This window comes from Bradyrhizobium sp. UBA2491 (assembly GCF_002341725.1).
Taxonomy (GTDB): Bacteria; Pseudomonadota; Alphaproteobacteria; order Rhizobiales; family Xanthobacteraceae; genus Bradyrhizobium.
Window position 1 is genome coordinate 39,870 of sequence record NZ_DDOP01000043.1, and the last position, 18,345, is coordinate 58,214.

An 18,345-nucleotide genomic window follows, 5' to 3' on the forward strand; every position below is an offset into this window, starting at 1 on the left:
AACCCACCGTCGGTCTCTCATCCGCACGTGCGACTTGGACGAAGATGGTGGGTTACGCTTCGCTAACCCACCCTACGCACCTACTGCGCGGCGCTCCGCTTCACGCGATAGCGGTTCGCCGGATGCGCATCGTTCAGCCGTGCACGGCCTTCGCCGAACAGCTTCTCCCGCAGCGTGCCCTTGGCATATTCCCGCTTGTAGCGGCCGCGCTTGACGAGCTCCGGCACCAGCATGTCGGCGATGTCCTCGAAATCGCCGGGCGAGATCGCGAAGGCGACGTTGAGGCCGTCGACGTCGGTCTCCTCGAACCATTGTTCGATCTTGTCGGCGACCTGCTCGGGCGTGCCGACCACGACCGGTCCGGCGCCGCCGATGCCGACATGCTCGGCGACCTCGCGTACGGTCCAGACCCGGTCCGGGTCGGCGCGCGTGACATTGTCCATGGCGGAGCGGCCGGCATCGTTCTGCACGTGCCGCACTTCCTGGTCGAGCGAATAGGTCGAGAAGTCGACGCCGGTCCAGCCCGACATCAGCGCCAGCGCGCCCTCGTGGCTGATATGGCTGCGGTACTCGGCATACTTCGCCTTGGCTTCGGCCTCGGTCGGCGCCACCACGATGCACATCATCGAGAACATCAGGATTTCGGCCGCGTTGCGGCCCTTCTCGGCGGCGAGCTCGCGGATCGCCGCCACCCGCGGGCCGATCACCTTCGCCGACGGTCCCGACATGAACACGCATTCGGCGTGCTCGGCGGCGAATTGCCGGCCGCGCGGCGAGGTGCCGGCCTGGTAGAGCACCGGCGTGCGCTGCGGCGACGGCTCGGAGAGATGGATCGCGTTGAGCCGGTAGTTGGCGCCTTCGTGCTGCACACGGTGCACCTTCGCGGGATCGGTAAAGATGCCGCGCGCGACGTCGCGGATCGCGGCGTCATCCTCCCAGCTGCCTTCCCAGAGCTTGTAGACCAGCTCCATATACTCGTCGGCGAGCTCGTAGCGGTCGTCATGCGCGGTCTGCTTGTCCTTGCCGGCACCGCGCGCCGCCGAATCGAGATAGCCGGTCACCACGTTCCAGCCGACCCGGCCATTGGTCAGATGATCGAGCGTCGACATCCGCCGCGCGAACGGGTAGGGCGGCTCGAAGGAGAGATTGCTGGTGACGCCGAAGCCGAGGTTTTCGGTCACCGCGGCCATCGCCGGGATCAGCATCAGCGGCTCGTTGGCCGGGGTCTGCGCCGCATTGCGCAGTGCCGCATCCGGATTGCCCGCGTAGACGTCATAGACGCCGAGCACGTCGGCGAGGAACAGGCCGTCGAACCGGCCGTGCTCCAGCGTCCTCGCCAGGTCGGTCCAGTAGGACAGCTTGTTGTAGTCCTTGGTGCGGTCGCGCGGATGGGTCCACAGCCCCGGCGACTGATGCGTCACGCAGTTCATGGCAAAGGCGTTGAGCCGGATTTGTTTTGTCATTGTCGAAAACCTTGGTCGAAAACTTGCGCGCCGTGCCGCCCGGTCGATGTCGGGCGTCCCGCATCAACTTGTTGCGACTTCCCACGTTTTGGCAAGGCCCCTTCGCGATTCACACCCTTCCGGTGCTGCGCCGATCCCGATAGGTTGCGGCCCTCCAGAAGCATGATCCGGGTGTGCGATGCAGCCTATCCAGCGGGATCATGCCAAGACGCGACCGGACGAAGGAACAATCATGGCGACACGGGCCGACGCAATCGCGAACGTGCGAGAGCATTTTCAATCGGGACAGTTCCTGAAGGAGCTGGACCGCAGGGTCGGCTACCAGACCGAGAGCCTGAATGCCGACAAGGGTGATGCGCTGCGCGCCTATCTGGTGGAGAATCTGCAACCGGCCTTCGCCGAGCTCGACTTCAAGACCAGGCTGATCGAATCGCCGACCGGTCGCGGACCCTATCTGATCGCCGACTACCAGGAAGATGCCGCGCGGCCGACCGTGCTGACCTACGGCCACGGTGACGTCGTCGACGGCATGGTCGGCGAATGGCGCGACGGGCTCAATCCCTGGCAGATCACCGTCAAGGGCGATCGCGCCTATGGCCGCGGCACCGCCGACAACAAGGGCCAGCATTCGATCAACATGGCCGCGCTCCGTGCGGTGAAGCAGGCGCGCGGCGGCAAGCTCGGCTTCAATGCCAAGTTCATCATCGAGACCGGCGAGGAGATCGGCTCGCCCGACCTGCGCGAGGTCTGCGAGGCGCATCGCGAGGAATTGAAGGCCGATCTGTTCATTGCTTCCGACGGCCCGCGGCTGTCGGTGGAGCGTCCGACCATCTTCCTCGGCTGCCGTGGCGGCAACCGCATCCATCTCGACGTCAACCTGCGCGAGGGCGGCAACCATTCCGGCAATTGGGGCGGCGTGCTGGCCAATCCCGCCACCATCCTGGTCAACGCGATCGCGAGCCTGGTCGACGGCAAGGGCCGCATGAAGCTCGATATCCTCAAGCCCCCGCCGATCTCGAACCGTGTCCGCGCCGCGCTCGCCGACGTCGAAATCAAGCCGACGGCGGATGAACCGCAGCTGGCGGAGGATTGGGGCGAGGAGGGCCTGACCGCGGCCGAGCGGCTCTATGCCTGGAATACGCTGGAAGTGCTGGCGATGTCGGCGGGCAATATCGAGAAGCCCGCCAATGCGATCCCCGGCAAGGCCAACGCGGTACTGCAACTCCGCTTCGTGGTCGGCACCAAATACCTCGAAGTGATCGATGGCGTGCGTGACCACCTGCACAAGAACGGCTTTCCGATGGTCGAGGTGTCGGGTGCGCAGCGCTTCGGCGCCTCGCGCACCGACATGGACAGTCCGTGGATCGACTGGGCCGCGAACTCGATCCGCGCCACCACCGGCAAGGCGCCTGCGGTGCTGCCGAACTTCGGCGGCTCGCTGCCGAACGACGTGTTCTCCGAGGGACTCGGCCTGCCGACGATCTGGGTGCCGCACTCCTATCCCGGCTGCTCGCAGCATGCGCCTGACGAGCACATCCTGCTGCCGGTGACCGAGGAAGCGCTGACCATCATGGCCGGCTTGTTCTGGGACCTCGGCGAGACGCCGCGCAAGGGGTGAAGGACCGCGCCGCATTTTTCCCGTCATCCTGAGGAGCGGCGATAGCCGCGTCTCGAAGGATCGACGGCCACCAGCCGGGCCGTCGACCCTTCGAGACGCCGCTACGCGGCTCCTCAGGGTGACGGGGAAGACGTGGAAGACCGGAGCAAGCCCGGCCATGACTCGCCGAGAGAGTAGTGCCTGACACGGCCAAGGAATCTAGATGACCCTATCGACGCCGATCACCTCCGAAGCCGACGCCACCACCAAGAAAAACATCACCCGTCTGATCGTCGCGACCTCGGTCGGCAATGCGCTCGAATGGTACGACATCTCGGTCTATGCCTATTTCGCGGTCTACCTCTCCAAGGCGTTCTTTCCCACGAACGACCCGACCATCTCGCTGCTGCTCACCTTCGGCAGCTTCGGCCTGTCGTTCCTGATCCGTCCGATCGGCGGCGTCGTGCTCGGCGCCTATGCCGACCGTCACGGCCGCAAGGCTTCGCTGATGCTGTCGATCGTGCTGATGACGTTCGGCACGCTGGTGCTGGCGCTGATGCCGACCTTCGAGACGATCGGCATCCTGGCGCCGATCGCCGTGATGGCGGCGCGGCTGGTGCAAGGCTTCTCCGCCGGCGGCGAGTTCGGCTCCTCGACCGCGTTCCTGGTCGAGCACATGCCGGAGCGGCGCGGCTTCGTGGCGAGCTGGCAGTTCGCGAGCCAGGGCGTCAGCGGCCTGCTCGGCGCGGGCTTCGGTGCGCTGCTGACCTCGCTGATGAGCCCCGAGGACCTGCAATCCTGGGGCTGGCGGCTGCCGTTCCTGTTCGGGGTATTGATCGGCCCGGTCGGCATCTACATCCGCAACCATGTCGATGATGCGACCCCGCCGCCGGCCGCAGAGCAGGGATCGCCGGTCAAGGAGGTGTTCGCGAAACAGATGCTCCCGACCATCCTGGCGATCGGCGCGCTCGCGGTGTCGACCGCGGTGAACTACCTGATCATCTACATGCCGACCTATGTGGTGAAGACGCTCAACCTTGAGCCATCGGTCGGGTTCATCGCCGCATTCGCCGCGCAGACCGCGGTCGCGCTGCTGGCGCCGATCGCGGGCTTCGTCTCCGACAAGATCGGACGCACCACGCACATGATCCTGTTCGCGCTGCTGCTGCTGGTGTCGATCTTCCCGGCCTTCCTGATGCTCACCGGCAAGCCGACGCCCACCATCATCCTGCTCGGCGTGCTCTGGCTCGGCGTGCTCAAGTCGTTGTATTACGGGCCGCTGGCGGCGCTGATGTCGGAGCTGTTTCCGCCGGCGACACGTGCGACCGGGCTCGGGCTCAGCTACAATATCGGCGTCACGGTGTTCGGCGGCATGGGGCCGGCGATCATGACCTGGATGGGCGGCTTTGCGCTGATCGGCGAGCTCGCGCCGGGCTATTATCTCACCGCGGTCTGCATCCTCAGCCTGTGCTCGCTGTTCACGATCCGCAGGATGCGGCTGGCCTGATTTCGTGAAGCGAAATTCGGACATCGCTATTGTTGCAGAGCAGCGTAGATAGTCGAAATCAAAGTTTCATCTGACGAAAGTATACGGTGTCCGGCGAACGTCATCCGTCCTAGGATGACGGCCGCCGGGCGTATCTCTTCGCCGCGTCCGGTTCAGGATTTGGAATTGAGGGCAGGGAAGGCCAAGGCATGAACGCCTCCACGACTGCGACCGCACGGACCAGCCGCAAGAGGTCATCACCGGAGCCGGGCCAACCCGACAAGTTCAATGCGATCCAGAAAGTCTGCGCGATCCTGCGCGTGCTGGCGCAGCGCTCGCCGTTGCGGCTCACCGACATCGCCGACACCACCTCGCTGAACAAGGCGACCGCGCTGCGCATCCTCAACTCGCTGATCGAGGAAGGCTTCGTCAGCCGGGTCGCCGGCGCCAAGACCTATGAGCTCGGCCAGGAGGCGCGGGTGATGGCGGTCGGCGCGCGCCGCTCGGTCGACATCGCGGAGCTGGCGCAGCCGAGCCTGTTGCGGCTGTCGGAGCGCTCGGCCGACACCGCGCTGCTGTCGGTACGATCAGGCGTCGAGGCGTTGTATCTGGCGCGCTCGGTCGGCAGCCATCCGCTGCAACCGAACTATCTACAGATTGGCAGCCGCCGTCCGCTCGGCGTTGGTGCCGGCGCGCTGGCACTTCTGGTCTGGCTGCCGGATGCCGAGATCGAGGCCGTGATCGAGGTGATCGTGCCGCGGCTGGCGAAATCGCCGCGCATCACGCCGAAGTTCCTGCGCGAGCGGATCGCAGTGGCGCGCAAGGCCGGGCACACCGTGTTGCTCGACGCCGCATTCCCCGGCATGGGCGGCGTCGGCGTCCCGGTCCGCGACGATGCCGGCGAGGTGGTTGCCGCGCTGTCGATCGGCGCCGCGACCGACCGCATCCGTCGCCGCGAGAGCGAGCTCGCCGACATGCTGAAGAAGGAAGCCCAGGTGCTGGCGCGTGCGATGGCGCAGGCGCCGAAGAACGGGCGCGCGGTCAAGCCGGGCTTGTGATCGGCGAAAGCCGGTCGGCTACGAGCCTGGTCATTTCGGAAAGCCGCTTCGTACTTTTCCGGATCAGGCTCTATATCTGCCGGATCGTGGCAAAGTCGAAATCGGAGTTCGGTGGATTCTCGCCGACGCGGAGCATGGTGTCGCTCGGGAAGTGATGCGGGGGAACCGGCAGATTATAGGGTGCCGGCACGCCGTTATAGACGCGTCCTGCGAGATCGTATTTGGAACCGTGGCACGGGCAGAAATAGCCGCCCGGCCAATTCGGCGCTGGCGAGGTCGGGTTCGGGTCCGGTTCGAACAACGGGATGCATCCGAGATGGGTGCAGATGCCGACCACGACGCCGAACTCCGGTTTGACGGAACGATGCCAGTTCGCAACGTAGTCCGGTTGCTGCAACTCGGACGATTGCGGATCCGCCAATCGCGACAGCAGCGCCGGATCCTTCAGCTTCTCGACGGCCTGCGGCGTGCGGTGGGTCACGAACACCGGCCTGGTTCGCCAGCGCAGCACCACCTGCTGGCCCGGTGCGACATTCGACAGGTCCAGATCGACCGGTCCGCCCGCAGCCAGCGTCGAGGCGTCAGGGTTCATCTGGCTGATCATCGGGATGAGCGATGCGACGGCGCCGACCGCGCCGAAGGCGGCCGTGGCGACGTAAAGGAAGTCGCGGCGCGAGGCTTTGCCGGACGTCAGGAGTTTTGCCGTGGAGATCGAGTCAGCCATCGCGGGAACCTCCTTGTCCAAAGGACCACGAAGGGAACGCGGACGACCGGAACGCAGTGTGATCGAGCCTGGCGATCCCGACGGATCTACGACGGTTTGGGCGCACCGTCCGATCCCGGCTCGGAGTGATCCCGTGACGGCACTCTTCGTCAGGATCGGAGGCTGTGCGTCTCGCAGCGATGTTTCACCGCATGCACCAGGACATATGGCGACGCTGGCCGTGACGGCCAGCGTCGCTTGGTTAATTCGGGTCCATCTTCAAACGAAGGTGAACGTCATGTGTTGGCTCACGCCCCCTCATCCAGCGCCACCATCTCGCGCTTCTTGCGCAGCGAGGGCAGCAGCGGACCGACCAGCAGCAGCAACGCGAAGGCGAGACAGATCGCCGAGATCGGCCGCTCCACGAAGGTCATCAGGTCGCCCTGCGAGAGGATCAGCGATTTGCGCAGGTTGTTCTCCAGCATCGGTCCGAGCACGAAGGCGAGCACCAGCGGCGCCGGCTCGTAGCCGAGCTTGCGCATGAAATAGCCGATCACGCCGAACGCGATCATGACATGGACGTCGAACACGTTGTTGCTGGAGCAGTAGACGCCGATGATCGTGAACAGGATGATCAGCGGGAACAGCACGTTGTAGGGCAGCCGCAGCAGCTGCACCCACATGCCGATCATCGGCAGATTGAGCACCAGCAGCATCAGATTGCCGATATACATGCTGGCGATGATGCCCCAGAACAGCGTCGGGTTCTGCTGGATCATCAGTGGGCCCGGCTGCAAGCCGTGGATCACGAAGGCGCCGAGCAACAGCGCCATCACCACGTTCGGCGGGATGCCGAGCGTCATCAGCGGAATGAAGGCGCCGCCGGCGGCGGAATTATTGGCGGATTCCGGTCCCGCGACGCCCTCGATCGCGCCATGGCCGAAGCGCTCCGGATGTTTCGACAGCCGCTTCTCCAGCGCGTAGGACGCAAACGACGCCACCACGGCGCCGCCGCCGGGCAGGATGCCGAGGAAGAAGCCGAGCACGGTGCCGCGGCCGACCGGCCCGGCGCTGGCCTTCCAGTCCTCCTTGCTCGGCAGCAACTGCGTGATCCTGGTCTTGATGATGTCGCGCTTGATCGCCTGCTCGGTGTTGAGCAGCACCTCGGCGACGCCGAACAGGCCCATCACGACAGGCACGAGGCCGATTCCGTCGATCAATTCGATGCGGCCGAAGGTCAGTCGCGGCTGCGCGGTGATGCTGTCGAGCCCGACCAAGCCGAGCACGACGCCGATGCAGGCCATCAGCAGCGCTTTGGCCATCGAGCCCTGGGTGAGGAAGGTCAGCACCACGAGGCCGAGCACCATCAGACTGAAATATTCGGCCGGCCCGAAGGCGATCGCGACGCTGGCAAGCGAGGGCGCCACCAGCATCAGCGCGACCAGCGAGAAGGTGCCGGCGATGAACGAGCCGAACGCGGAGATGCCGAGCGCGGGGCCGGCGCGGCCCTGCTTCGCCATCTGGTGGCCGTCGATACAGGTGACGACAGAGGCGGCTTCGCCGGGAATGTTGACCAGGATCGAGGTGGTCGAGCCGCCATACATCGAGCCGTAATAGATGCCGGCCATCATGATGATGCCGGACTCCGGCGTGCCCGACAGCGTGACAGGCAACAGCAGCGACATCGCCGAGATCGGGCCGATGCCGGGCAGCACGCCGACCAGCGTGCCGATGAAGACGCCGATGAAGCAATAGATCAAATTGACCGGTTGCAGCGCGACGCCGAGGCCGTGGGCGACGTTGACGAGAGTATCCATGGGATTTGCTCAACCGATCTCGAACATGCCGCTCGGCAACTGGATCGCGAGCAGGTGTTTCAGCACCCACCACATCCCGAGCGGGGCAAGGATGGACAGCGGGATCGCCAGCGACCAGCGCACCGGATCGATCACGCGCAACAGCAACAGCATCAGCGGGATCGCCGACAGCAGGAAGCCAAGCGGCTCCAGCGCGAAGGCGAATGCGACGAGGCAGGCGATCACCAGCACCGGCTTGCCCCAGCGCGCATCCTGCCAGCGTGAGGCGAAGGTCGGGCCGCCCTCGGTGACCGCCGCGATGATGATCGAGGTCGCGAACACGCACATCAGGATGCCGGCATAGAACAGCACATAGCCGGAGCCGGGATCGTTGATGGTGCCGAGCTTGAGCTTCAGGCCCGACCAGAGCACGAAGATGCCGAGCGCAAGCCCGATCAGGCCGCCCCACAGCTCGGAGTTGTTGAGGCGGAGTTTGACGTTGGTTTGGTCTGTCATATGAAGCGGCCCTTAGATCACCGTCGTCCTGAGGTGGCGGCGCGGATGATCTCCCCACCCGTCGTCCCGGCGAAAGCCGGGACGACACCGGGGGTGGTTCTCGCGCATCCCGTTGTGAGTCCCGTCGTAGCGGACTGAACTCTACTTCTTCGCCAGACCGAGCGTGTCGATCACCTTGCGCTCGGACTCGGTGACCTCGACCACGAACTTCTTGTAGTCTTCGGTGTTCTTGTAGTTCGGCACCATGTCGTATTTGGCGAGCGTCGCGATCACCGCCGGGTCCTCGATCGCCTTCTTGAAGGCGTCGTGCAGCTTGGCGACGATCTTGGGGTCCATGCCCTTGGGGCCGGCGATGCCGAACGGCGAGTCGTAGATCATGGGATAGCCGAGCTCCTTCAGCGTCGGCACGTCGGGATAGTTCGGCGAGCGCGTGCCGGTCCACACCATCAGCAGGCGGAGCTTGCCGGCATCGACCAGCGGCCGCCAGCCGGTGGAATCCGCCTGCAGCATGGTGTGCTGGCCGAGTACCGCGGCGTTGGTCTCGGCACCGCCCTTGAACGGCACCTGGGTCAGCTTGATCCCGGCCATCAGGGCGACCTGCTCCATGCCGACATGCAGCGAGGTGCCGGTGCCCGGCGTCGCATAGGTCACCTTGCCGGGATTCTTCTTGGCGAAATCGACCACGTCCTGCCAGGTCTTGAACTGCGACTCCGCATTGGTGGTGACGCCGAAAGTGTAGCCGGTGAGGTGGATGATGTAGGAGAAATCCTTCGCCGGATCCCACGACACCTCCTGCATCAGCGGCAGGCGGAACACGGTGATCGGAAGCTGTGCGATGGTGTAGCCGTCGGGCTTGGCGCCCGCGGCCATGGTCGCCGGGCCCACGGTGCCGCCGCCGCCCGCCTTGTTGTCGACCGCGATCGGCTGGCCCAGCACCTTGGAGGCGCTCTCGGCGATCGCGCGCATCGAGATATCGGTCGAGCCGCCCGCCGGCCATGGCACGATCAGCGTGATCGGCTTGGTCGGATAATCCTGCGCGTGCGCGGCAACCGACACCAGCATGCCGGCGGCCGCGAGCAGGACCATCAAGCGATTTCGTTGCGACATCTCGATCTCTCCCTGGGCCCGATCGCGACCCCCGTCTTGTCCGGAATTGGCAATGATCGCCCCTGTCATCGCAGGGACATGAAAGCGCATTGCAGAACGCGGCGGGCAACGGAAGCGCGAATTGGTCTCGAAGCGCCGGCTGCGACAATTGGTCTGCCGCGACCTGCCGAGCGACGGAATTAGATCGGCATCCGGTCCGACGGATTGGCAGTCCCTGGCCGCATGGGGAAAGCGTGCGGCTGACCGGCAAGCCCGGTTTGGTCAAGCGAATTATCTAGGGAACCCAAGGGCATCGGTGCCTTGCGAGAACCGTCGCTTCCGGCCATCATGGTACCGTCCGTCGCAGGAAACCTGCCCACCCGATGACGCCATCGCCTGACGCTACCGACGACGCCGTCATCAGCGCGTTTGCCGGCCTTCCCGCATTGCTGGATCAGGCGCCTGCGCTGCTCCGGCACGGCCGACTGCTGGACTGCGACTGCCTGCTCGGCCCGATGGCGCGGCCGTTCCATGCTGCGATCCGTGCCGGGCGCATCGTCGAGCTGGTGCCGTCGCCGGTGCTGATGCGCTCGTGGCGCTTCGCCTATCGCGCGACGCCGCAGGCCTGGTCCGCCTATTGGCAGCCCGAGCCGAAGCCCGGCTGGCACGATCTGCTGGCGCTGACCAAGCGCGGCGAGGCGGTGCTGGAAGGCGATCTGCACCCCTTCATGGCGCATCTCCAGTATTTCAAGGACCTGCTGGCGCTGCCGCGGCAGCGGATCGTGGCGGCCGCATCATGAGTGGCACCCTGGTGAACGGCCGTATCGAGCCGATGGTCGGCCGCTACGTTCACGTCGAGATCGGCGGCGAGCTGCACCGGATCTATTTCGAGGAGCACGGCCAGGGCATTCCGCTGGTCTGCCTGCACACCGCGGGATCCGATGCGCGGCAGTGGCGACATCTGCTCGTTGATGCGCAGTTTGCCGAAAACTTCCGCATCATTGCCTTCGATATGCCCTGGCATGGCAAGTCGAATCCGCCGAAAAGCTGGACCGGCGATGAATACCAGCTCACCACCGCGCGCTACACCGAGACGATCCGCGCCTTCTGCCGCGCGCTGCGGCTGGAGAAGCCGGTCGTGATGGGCTGCTCGATCGGCGGCCGCATCGTGCTCAATCTCGCGATCGCGCACGCTGCCGAGTTCCGCGCGCTGATCGGGCTCGAGGCCGCCGATTTCCAGGCGCCATGGTATGACACCGACTGGCTGAACCGCCCCGACGTTCACGGCGGCGAGGTCTGCGCGGCGCTGGTGTCGGGGCTGATTGCCCCGCAGAGTCCGGAGCCCGCGCGGATGGAAACGCTGTGGGCCTACAAGCAGGGCGGCCCCGGCGTGTTCAGGGGCGACCTCTACTTTTATCGTGTCGACGGCGACCTGCGCGGCCGGGTCGCGTCAATCGATACTAAAGTATGCAAGCTCTATCTGCTCACGGGCGAGTATGATTTCTCCTGCACGCCCGACGACACGAGGCGGACCGCAGCGGCAATAGGGGGCGCCAGCGTCACGATCATGGAGAAGCTCGGTCATTTTCCGATGAGCGAGAATCCCGAACAGTTTCGACGCTATATCGCACCCGTCCTCGCCGACATTCTCACGCATTGATCGACCGTTTCCACGAAGGAGTAGACGTATGACACGCAAATATCTCATTGGCTTCGCGCTCGCTGCCGCGCTCGGCGCGAGCCAGGCGCAGGCCGAAGAACTCACCGGGACGCTGAAGAACATCAAGGACACCGGCGTGATCACGCTCGGCTACCGCGATTCCTCGATTCCGTTCTCCTATCTGGACGACAACCAGAAGCCGGTCGGCTACGCCATGGACATCTGCTACAAGATCGTCGATGCCGTGAAGAAGGAGCTCAAGCTCGACAAGCTCGAGGTCAAGCTCAACCCGGTCACCTCGGCGACGCGTATCCCGCTGATGGCAAACGGCACCGTCGACCTCGAATGCGGCTCGACCACCAACAATGCCGAGCGCCAGAAGCAGGTCTGGTTCACCAACAGCCACTTCCTCACCGCGAGCCGCTACGTGACGAAGAAGGCGAGCAAGATCAATTCGATCGACGATCTGAAGGGCAAGACGGTGGTCTCCACCGCCGGCACCACCAACATCAAGCAGCTCACCGAGGCCAATCTCGCGCGCGGGCTGAACATCAACATCATCCCGGCCAAGGACCATGCCGAGGCCTTCCTGATGGTCGAGACCGATCGCGCCGCGGCGTTCGTGATGGACGACATCCTGCTCGCGAGCCTGGTCGCCAGTTCGAAGTCGCCGGGCGACTATGTGCTGTCCAAGGACGCATTCTCCAAGCCCGAGCCCTACGGCATCATGCTGCGCAAGGACGACGTGCCGTTCAAGAAGGTTGCCGATGCTGCCACCGCCGCGCTCTACACCAGCGACGAGGGCTTGAAACTCTACGACAAGTGGTTCAACCAGAAGATCCCGCCGAAGGGCCTGAACCTCAACGTTCCGTTGGGGCCGGAGATGAAGAAGCAGCTTGCCAAGCCGTCGGATTCACCCGATCCGGATGCCTATCTGGTCAACTGATCGCGAGAGCCGTTAGTCTAACGTAAGCGTGTCCGGCCATTCTGGAGGAGAATGGCCGGACATTTGCATAGACGCCACGCTTGATGTTGGCGTAATGCGTCATCGGCGCGGGAGCGCGGGGGACACGTGAACTACAATTGGAACTGGCACATCTTCCTTGAGCCGAACCCGATGGGTACCGGCACCTATCTCGACCTGTTGCTGGCGGGACTGGTGGTCACCGTCAAGGTGTCGCTGCTGGCCTGGGTCATCGCGCTGATCTTCGGCTCCGTGATCGGCGTGCTGCGCACGCTGCCGTCGCGGACGGCGTCGTGGATCGGCTTCTGCTGGGTCGAGTTCTTCCGCAACATGCCGCTGCTGGTGCAGCTGTTCCTGTGGTTCTTCGTGCTGCCCGAATTGCTGCCGAAATCCGCCGGGCTGTGGCTGAAGCAGTTGCCGAACGCGCCGTTCTGGACCGCCGCGATCGGCATCGGCTTCTTCATGTCGGCGCGCGTCGCCGTGCAATTGCAGGCCGGCATCTCCTCGCTGCCGCGCGGGCAGAAGCAGGCCGCAACGGCGCTCGGGCTCACCACGGTGCAGGGCTATCGCTACGTGCTGCTGCCGATGGCGTTCCGCATCATCCTGCCGCCGCTGACGTCCGAGTTCCTCAACACCATCAAGAACAGCGCCGTCGCCATCACCATCGGCCTGATCGAACTGACCGGCCAAGCCCGCTCGATGCAGGAATTCTCGTTCCAGGTGTTCGAGGCGTTCACCGCGGCAACCGTGCTCTATCTCCTCCTCAATTTCGTCGTGGTGACCGCGATGCGCTTCCTCGAGCGCTACGTGGCGATCCCCGGCTACATCACGGGCAAATGACCATGCTCGCGAATTTCGATTTCGACGTCATCCGCCGCGCGCTGCCCTACCTGTTCTTCGAGGGCATGCGGTTCACGCTGACGCTGACCGCGCTCGCAACGCTCGGCGGCCTGGTGTTCGGCACAATGATCGCCCTGATGCGGTTGTCGAGCTACAAGGTGCTCGGCCGCATCGCGGGCTTCTATGTCGACTTCATCCGCTCGCTGCCGTTGGTGCTGGTGATCTTCTGGTTCTACTTCCTGGTGCCCTATATCGGGCAGTGGCTGACCGGCGCGTCGCGGCCGATCGCGGTCGGCGCCTTCGCCTCCTCGCTGATCACCTTCATCGCATTCGAGGCGGCGTACTTCTCCGAGATCATGCGCGCCGGCATCCAGTCGATCTCGCGCGGCCAGCCGGCCGCCGCCAGCGCGCTCGGCCTGACCTATGCGCAGTCGATGCGCTACATCGTGCTGCCGCAGGCGTTCCGCAACATGCTGCCGGTACTGCTGACGCAGACCATCGTCCTGTTCCAGGACACCTCGCTGGTCTACGTGCTGTCGATCCCGGATTTCCTCGGCGCCGCCAGCAAGGTCGCGCAGCGCGACGGCCGCCTGGTCGAAATGTACCTGTTCGCCGCGCTGGTCTACTTCGTCATTTCCTGTATCGCGTCGTTTGGCGTCCGCCGCCTGCAATCGCGTATCGCCATTGTCAGGTAGCATTGACATGCGGCTATCAATTCGAGCCACGAGCTCCTTCACCTCTCCCACAGGGAGAGGTCGGCGCATAGCGCCGGGTGAGGGGCTCTGGTCCATCGATGGAGCCAAGCCCCTCACCCGGATCGCTTGCGCGATCCGACCTCTCCCCATGGGAGAGGTGATGTCCCGCATTTGCTTCAACCGCTGAGCCATCATGATCGAGATCAAGCACGTCAACAAATGGTACGGGCCGAGCTTCCAGGTGCTGAAGGACTGCACCACCAGCGTTGCCAAGGGCGAGGTGGTCGTGGTTTGCGGCCCGTCCGGGTCGGGCAAGTCGACGCTGATCAAATGCGTCAACGCGCTGGAGCCGATCCAGGACGGCGAGATCATCCTCGACGGCGTCAAGGTCAACGATCCCAAGACCAACCTGCCGAAGCTGCGCTCCCGCGTCGGCATGGTGTTTCAGCATTTCGAGCTGTTCCCGCATCTGCGGATCATCGACAACCTCTGCCTCGCGCAGGAGAAGGTGCTCGGCCGCAAGCATGACGACGCCATGGCCAAGGGCATGAAGCTGCTGGAGCGCGTCGGGCTGAAGGATCACGCAAAGAAATTTCCCGCCGAACTGTCCGGCGGCCAGCAGCAGCGCGTCGCCATCGCCCGGGCGCTGGCGATGGATCCGATCGCGATGCTGTTCGACGAGCCGACCTCCGCGCTCGACCCCGAGATGATCAGCGAGGTGCTCGACGTCATGGTCGACCTGGCCCGCGAGGGCATGACCATGATGGTGGTGACCCACGAAATGGGATTCGCCAACAAGGTCGCCGACCGTGTCATCTTCATGGACCGCGGCGAGATCGTCGAGGATGCCAAGAAGGCCGACTTCTTCGGTACGCCCCGCAGCGACCGCGCGCAGAAGTTTCTGTCGAAGATCTTGCAGCATTGAGGTGTTGACCTCCCCACACGTCATTCCGGGGCGCGCGTAGCGCGAGCCCGGAATCCATCGGGCCGCACCATTCACGGTGGAATGGATTCCGGGCTCACGCCTTCGGCGCGCCCCGGAATGACGGCGGGAAGGGTTTATCCCCGTCAACATTTTGCGTATACGAAGGCCTGAAACTCCCCCTTCGTCCGCAGGAGAACTCGCGTGGAAAAGATCGCTTACGTCAACGGCTCGTACGTGCCGCATTCCGAGGCCAAGGTCTCGGTGTTCGACCGCGGTTTCCTGTTTGCCGACGGCATCTACGAGGTGGCCGCGGTGCTCGAGGGCAAGCTGATCGACAATGCCTCGCACCTGGCGCGGCTGAAGCGGTCGGTCGGCGAGATCCAGCTGGCGCTGCCGGAGACGCTGGAGCGGATCGAGGAAATCCAGAAGGAACTGGTGAAGCGCAACGACCTCGTCAATGGCATGGTCTATCTCGAAGTCACCCGCGGCGCCGACAAGGGCCGGGATTTCGCCTTTCCAAAGGCGGAGGCCAACGTCAAGCCGACGCTCGTGATGTTCACCTCGGAAAAGGACATCATCAACGCGCCCTCGGCCAAGACCGGCATCAACGTCATCACTGTGCCCGATATCCGCTGGGAGCGGCGCGACATCAAGAGCGTGGCGCTGCTCGCGCAGGTCTTGGCCAAGCAGGCCGCGGCGGCGGCCGGCGCCGGCGAGGCCTGGATGATCGAGGACGGCAAGGTCACCGAAGGAGGGTCGTCCTCGTCCTTCATCGTCACCCAGGACGACGTCATCGTGACGCGGCAGAACGGCAACGAGATCCTGCCCGGCTGCACCCGCAAGGCGGTGGTCAAGCTCGCCGAGGAGCGCCAGCTTCGCATCGAGGAGCGCGCCTTCACGGTCGAGGAAGCGCTCGCCGCCAAGGAAGCCTTCATCACCAGCGCCTCAGTGTTCGTGCAGGGCGTGGTCGCGATCGACGGCAAGCAGGTCGGTAATGGCAAGGTCGGCCCGATCACCGATCGTCTGCGCGAGATCTATGTCGAGTTCGCCAAGGCGACGGCGGTTTAGGGTGGACTGCGCAGAACTCTCCTCTCGTCATTCCGGGACATCGCGAAGCGATGAGCCCGGAACCTATAACCACGATCGTGAGTATGGATTCCGGGCTCGCGCCAATTGGCGCGCCCCGGAATGACGAAGGAGGGGTCTCACGCCGTCACCTTCACTTTCACCGGATGCACCGCGCGGAAGCCGATCGCGATCCGGTTCCAGGCGTTGATGGCGCCGATCAGCACGGTCAGGTTGACCAGTTCGCCGTCGGTGAACTCGGCCTGCACCGCCTCATAGTCGGCGTCGGGCGCATGCGTTTCTGACACCAGCGTCAAGGCTTCGGTCCAGGCCAGCGCCGCGCGCTCACGCTCGCTGTAGAGCGGCGACTCGCGCCAGGCGTTGAGCAGATGGAGCCGCTGTTCGGTCTCGCCATGCTTGCGGGCGTCCTCGGTGTGCATGTTGATGCAATAGGCGCAGCCGTTGATCTGGGAGGCGCGGGTCTTGACCAGCTCGATCAGCGATTGCTCGAGGCCGCTCGCGGCGATCTCGTTTTCCACGGCGACGAGCGCCTTGATGGTGTCGGGGGCGGCCTGGTAGAAATTCATGCGGGCTTTCATGGTCGTTCTCCTTGGTTGTGCTTGCTTGTTAGTGCGCACCCCCGCCGGCGAGCTGGCCCGGCTTCTTCAACAACAGTGTCGCGGCCAGCGCCACGATCAGCGCCGCGCCGAGCAGATAGAAGGTGTCGCTGAAGGCAAGGATGTAAGCCTGCTTCTGCACCACATTGCCGATCGCCGCGATCGCGCGGTGGGTGGCCGCGGCCTGGTCGGCGACGCCGTGGTTCATGAAGTATTGCGTCAACTGCTCGATCCGGGTCCGTGTCGCTTGCTCGAGCAGTGAGACCGACTGCATCAGCACGTTGGAATGATATTGTTCGCGCTTGGTCAGCACCGTCTGCAACACCGCGATGCCGACCGCGCCGCCGAGATTGCGCATCATGTTGAACAAGGCCGAGGCGGAGCCCGCGTTCTCGAGCTCAATGCCCGCGGTCGCCACCGCCGAAAGCGGCGCCATCACCAGGGCCTGGCCGATGGCGCGGACGATGTTGGGCCAGAATAGCTGGTCGGTGGCATAATCGTTGGTCATGAAGATGTTCATGAAGTTGGAGCCGGCGAACAGCGCGAAGCCGACGCTGATGATGATGCGGGGGTCGAAGCGCTGCATCAGCCGCGGCACCAGCGGGATCAGCAAGAGCTGCGGCAGCCCGGTCCACGCCAGCACCATGCCGATCTGCTCGGCGTTGTAGCCTTGGATGCGCGACAGATACTGCGGCAGGATGAACACCGAACCGTACAGCGCGATGCCGAGCAGGAAGTTCGCCAGCATGCCGAAGCCGAAATTGCGGCGGGCGAGCAGGCGCAGATTGAGCAGCGGCTTCTCCACGGTGAATTCGACGATCAGGAAGGCGACCAGCGCCACGGCCGCGATCACCGACAGGCGGACGATGAAGGGCGAGCCGAACCAGTCGTCCTTGTTGCCCTCTTCCAGCACGGTCTGAAGCGCGGCGAGGCCGATCGCCATGGTGATGATGCCGAGCCAGTCGCCCTGGCGGATCAACGACAGCTTCATCGGGCTCGGATCGAGCGAGACGTACAGCATGCCGATCATGATCGCGCCCGGCACCAAATTGACATAGAAGATGTACTGCCAGCCCCAGTTCTCGGTGAGATAGCCGCCGATGGTCGGGCCGATCGCCGGCGCGAAGGTCGCCGACAGCGCGAACAGCGCGAGCCCGACCGGCTGCTTGGCCTTCGGCAACAGCGTGATGATCAGCGTGAACGCCATCGGGATCAGCACGCCGCCGGTGAAGCCCTGCACCGCGCGCAGCGCGATCATCTGCGGCAGATCATGCGCCAGCGCGCAGGCTCCGGAGAACACTAGGAACAGGAATGCGTTGGTGAGCAGATAGGTGCGCACCGAGAACACCTGCGCGAGCCAGCCGGAGAGCGGGATCACCACGATCTCGGCGATCAGATAGGAGGTCGAGATCCAGCCGCCGTCGTCGATCCCCGCGCCGATCGCGCCCTGCACGTCGGCGAGCGAGGCGTTGACGATCTGGATGTTGAGCACCGCCATGAACGCGCCGAGATTGGCGCCGATCACCGCGATCCAGGTCTTGGCGGAGACCGCGGGCGCCGCTGGCGCTGCGGGGGCGGTGAGGGCTGCGGCGTTGGCTGTGGGCTGGAGCGCGGTCATCGGCGTGTTCTCTCGCTTGCATCACCAACATGCATTAGGCGGCCGGCTTCGATAATCCGGGAAAGACTGGAAGGATTGTTCCGTTCTGATTGATAATCGCGATCGAGCTTGCGACGTGCGATGGTTCGCCGTTCGGTTTGCAGAGATGTGTCGACCAGTGAGGTGAGCACGCTGGTCAGGCTCCCTCCCCCCTTGGGGGGGAGGGGTGGGGAGAGGGGTAAGCCCCGGGCGAGATCATCGACGAGGCCCCGGTAGT

General features: G+C 64.6%; 18 protein-coding genes. 10 read left to right on the forward strand and 8 right to left on the reverse strand.

What is annotated here, in order from left to right; genetic code table 11:
- Nucleotides 1–80: 80 nt before the first annotated feature.
- Entirely contained in the window at nt 81–1,463 is a 1,383-nt protein-coding gene (locus B2W55_RS14435; RefSeq protein WP_024581244.1) for an LLM class flavin-dependent oxidoreductase, read from the reverse strand.
- Between the two features lie 232 nt (nt 1,464–1,695).
- On the opposite strand from B2W55_RS14435, the gene B2W55_RS14440 reads away from it, so the two are divergent.
- From B2W55_RS14440 to B2W55_RS14450, 3 genes are all read left to right on the forward strand, one after another.
- A complete protein-coding gene (locus B2W55_RS14440) occupies nt 1,696–3,081 on the forward strand; it encodes a M20 family metallopeptidase (protein ID WP_024581243.1) in 1,386 nt (461 codons plus the stop codon).
- A 202-nt stretch (nt 3,082–3,283) separates the two neighbouring features.
- Nucleotides 3,284–4,567 (forward strand): MFS transporter, encoded by a 1,284-nt coding sequence (locus B2W55_RS14445; RefSeq protein ID WP_024581242.1) that lies wholly within the window; start codon nt 3,284–3,286, stop codon nt 4,565–4,567.
- Nucleotides 4,568–4,755: 188 nt separating this feature from the next.
- Nucleotides 4,756–5,604, forward strand: coding sequence for an IclR family transcriptional regulator (locus B2W55_RS14450; RefSeq protein WP_024581241.1), 849 nt, complete (start codon nt 4,756–4,758; stop codon nt 5,602–5,604).
- Nucleotides 5,605–5,674: 70 nt separating this feature from the next.
- On the opposite strand, the gene petA is transcribed toward B2W55_RS14450, so the two are convergent.
- From petA to B2W55_RS14470, 4 genes are all read right to left on the reverse strand, one after another.
- Nucleotides 5,675–6,328: a ubiquinol-cytochrome c reductase iron-sulfur subunit gene (gene petA / locus B2W55_RS14455; RefSeq protein ID WP_024581240.1), complete on the reverse strand. Its 654-nt coding sequence runs from the start codon at nt 6,326–6,328 to the stop codon at nt 5,675–5,677.
- Nucleotides 6,329–6,615: 287 nt separating this feature from the next.
- A complete protein-coding gene (locus tag B2W55_RS14460; protein WP_024581239.1) occupies nt 6,616–8,124 on the reverse strand; it encodes a tripartite tricarboxylate transporter permease in 1,509 nt (502 codons plus the stop codon).
- A gap of 9 nt (nt 8,125–8,133) precedes the next feature.
- Entirely contained in the window at nt 8,134–8,619 is a 486-nt protein-coding gene (locus tag B2W55_RS14465; RefSeq protein WP_024581238.1) for a tripartite tricarboxylate transporter TctB family protein, read from the reverse strand.
- A 141-nt stretch (nt 8,620–8,760) separates the two neighbouring features.
- Nucleotides 8,761–9,726 (reverse strand): Bug family tripartite tricarboxylate transporter substrate binding protein, encoded by a 966-nt coding sequence (locus tag B2W55_RS14470; RefSeq protein WP_024581237.1) that lies wholly within the window; start codon nt 9,724–9,726, stop codon nt 8,761–8,763.
- 362 nt (nt 9,727–10,088) lie between these two features.
- On the opposite strand from B2W55_RS14470, the gene B2W55_RS14475 reads away from it, so the two are divergent.
- The 7 genes from B2W55_RS14475 (at nt 10,089) to B2W55_RS14505 (ending at nt 15,857) form a co-directional block, all read left to right on the forward strand.
- Entirely contained in the window at nt 10,089–10,505 is a 417-nt protein-coding gene (locus B2W55_RS14475) for a hypothetical protein (protein WP_024581236.1), read from the forward strand.
- Complete coding sequence (locus B2W55_RS14480) at nt 10,502–11,365, forward strand: alpha/beta fold hydrolase (protein ID WP_029879108.1); 864 nt, start codon at nt 10,502–10,504, stop codon at nt 11,363–11,365. Before B2W55_RS14475 ends, B2W55_RS14480 begins: the two co-directional genes overlap by 4 nt.
- Before the next feature lie 28 nt (nt 11,366–11,393).
- A complete protein-coding gene (locus tag B2W55_RS14485) occupies nt 11,394–12,311 on the forward strand; it encodes an amino acid ABC transporter substrate-binding protein (protein WP_024581234.1) in 918 nt (305 codons plus the stop codon).
- A 126-nt stretch (nt 12,312–12,437) separates the two neighbouring features.
- Nucleotides 12,438–13,169, forward strand: a complete 732-nt coding sequence (locus B2W55_RS14490) for an amino acid ABC transporter permease (protein ID WP_024581233.1) — start codon at nt 12,438–12,440, stop codon at nt 13,167–13,169.
- Between the two features lie 2 nt (nt 13,170–13,171).
- Nucleotides 13,172–13,864: an amino acid ABC transporter permease gene (locus tag B2W55_RS14495; protein WP_024581232.1), complete on the forward strand. Its 693-nt coding sequence runs from the start codon at nt 13,172–13,174 to the stop codon at nt 13,862–13,864.
- A gap of 193 nt (nt 13,865–14,057) precedes the next feature.
- The gene (locus tag B2W55_RS14500; protein ID WP_024581231.1) at nt 14,058–14,789 is read left to right on the forward strand and encodes an amino acid ABC transporter ATP-binding protein; all 732 of its coding nucleotides are present in this window, start codon (nt 14,058–14,060) and stop codon (nt 14,787–14,789) included.
- 201 nt (nt 14,790–14,990) lie between these two features.
- Entirely contained in the window at nt 14,991–15,857 is an 867-nt protein-coding gene (locus tag B2W55_RS14505) for a D-amino-acid transaminase (RefSeq protein WP_024581230.1), read from the forward strand.
- A 137-nt stretch (nt 15,858–15,994) separates the two neighbouring features.
- Here B2W55_RS14505 and B2W55_RS14510 read toward each other — a convergent pair whose 3' ends face one another.
- The 3 genes from B2W55_RS14510 to B2W55_RS14520 all read right to left on the reverse strand — a co-directional run.
- Nucleotides 15,995–16,453 carry a carboxymuconolactone decarboxylase family protein gene (locus tag B2W55_RS14510; RefSeq protein WP_024581229.1) on the reverse strand — a complete coding sequence of 153 codons (459 nt, stop codon included), beginning with the start codon at nt 16,451–16,453 and terminating at the stop codon, nt 15,995–15,997.
- 28 nt (nt 16,454–16,481) lie between these two features.
- Nucleotides 16,482–18,089: an MDR family MFS transporter gene (locus B2W55_RS14515; RefSeq protein ID WP_024581228.1), complete on the reverse strand. Its 1,608-nt coding sequence runs from the start codon at nt 18,087–18,089 to the stop codon at nt 16,482–16,484.
- Nucleotides 18,086–18,345: hypothetical protein (locus B2W55_RS14520; RefSeq protein ID WP_291532232.1), on the reverse strand; the 260-nt coding region annotated here is incomplete at its 5' end. The genes B2W55_RS14515 and B2W55_RS14520, both read right to left, overlap by 4 nt.

Bases quoted from the DNA above. Each gene is read 5' to 3' on its own strand.
- B2W55_RS14435 (WP_024581244.1), bottom strand. From the start codon at position 1,463: ATGACAAAACAAATCCGGCTCAACGCCTTTGCCATGAACTGCGTGACG.
- B2W55_RS14440 (WP_024581243.1), top strand. From the start codon at position 1,696: ATGGCGACACGGGCCGACGCAATCGCGAACGTGCGAGAGCATTTTCAA.
- B2W55_RS14445 (WP_024581242.1), top strand. From the start codon at position 3,284: ATGACCCTATCGACGCCGATCACCTCCGAAGCCGACGCCACCACCAAG.
- B2W55_RS14450 (WP_024581241.1), top strand. From the start codon at position 4,756: ATGAACGCCTCCACGACTGCGACCGCACGGACCAGCCGCAAGAGGTCA.
- petA (WP_024581240.1), bottom strand. From the start codon at position 6,328: ATGGCTGACTCGATCTCCACGGCAAAACTCCTGACGTCCGGCAAAGCC.
- B2W55_RS14460 (WP_024581239.1), bottom strand. From the start codon at position 8,124: ATGGATACTCTCGTCAACGTCGCCCACGGCCTCGGCGTCGCGCTGCAA.
- B2W55_RS14465 (WP_024581238.1), bottom strand. From the start codon at position 8,619: ATGACAGACCAAACCAACGTCAAACTCCGCCTCAACAACTCCGAGCTG.
- B2W55_RS14470 (WP_024581237.1), bottom strand. From the start codon at position 9,726: ATGTCGCAACGAAATCGCTTGATGGTCCTGCTCGCGGCCGCCGGCATG.
- B2W55_RS14475 (WP_024581236.1), top strand. From the start codon at position 10,089: ATGACGCCATCGCCTGACGCTACCGACGACGCCGTCATCAGCGCGTTT.
- B2W55_RS14480 (WP_029879108.1), top strand. From the start codon at position 10,502: ATGAGTGGCACCCTGGTGAACGGCCGTATCGAGCCGATGGTCGGCCGC.
- B2W55_RS14485 (WP_024581234.1), top strand. From the start codon at position 11,394: ATGACACGCAAATATCTCATTGGCTTCGCGCTCGCTGCCGCGCTCGGC.
- B2W55_RS14495 (WP_024581232.1), top strand. From the start codon at position 13,172: ATGCTCGCGAATTTCGATTTCGACGTCATCCGCCGCGCGCTGCCCTAC.
- B2W55_RS14500 (WP_024581231.1), top strand. From the start codon at position 14,058: ATGATCGAGATCAAGCACGTCAACAAATGGTACGGGCCGAGCTTCCAG.
- B2W55_RS14510 (WP_024581229.1), bottom strand. From the start codon at position 16,453: ATGAAAGCCCGCATGAATTTCTACCAGGCCGCCCCCGACACCATCAAG.
- B2W55_RS14515 (WP_024581228.1), bottom strand. From the start codon at position 18,089: ATGACCGCGCTCCAGCCCACAGCCAACGCCGCAGCCCTCACCGCCCCC.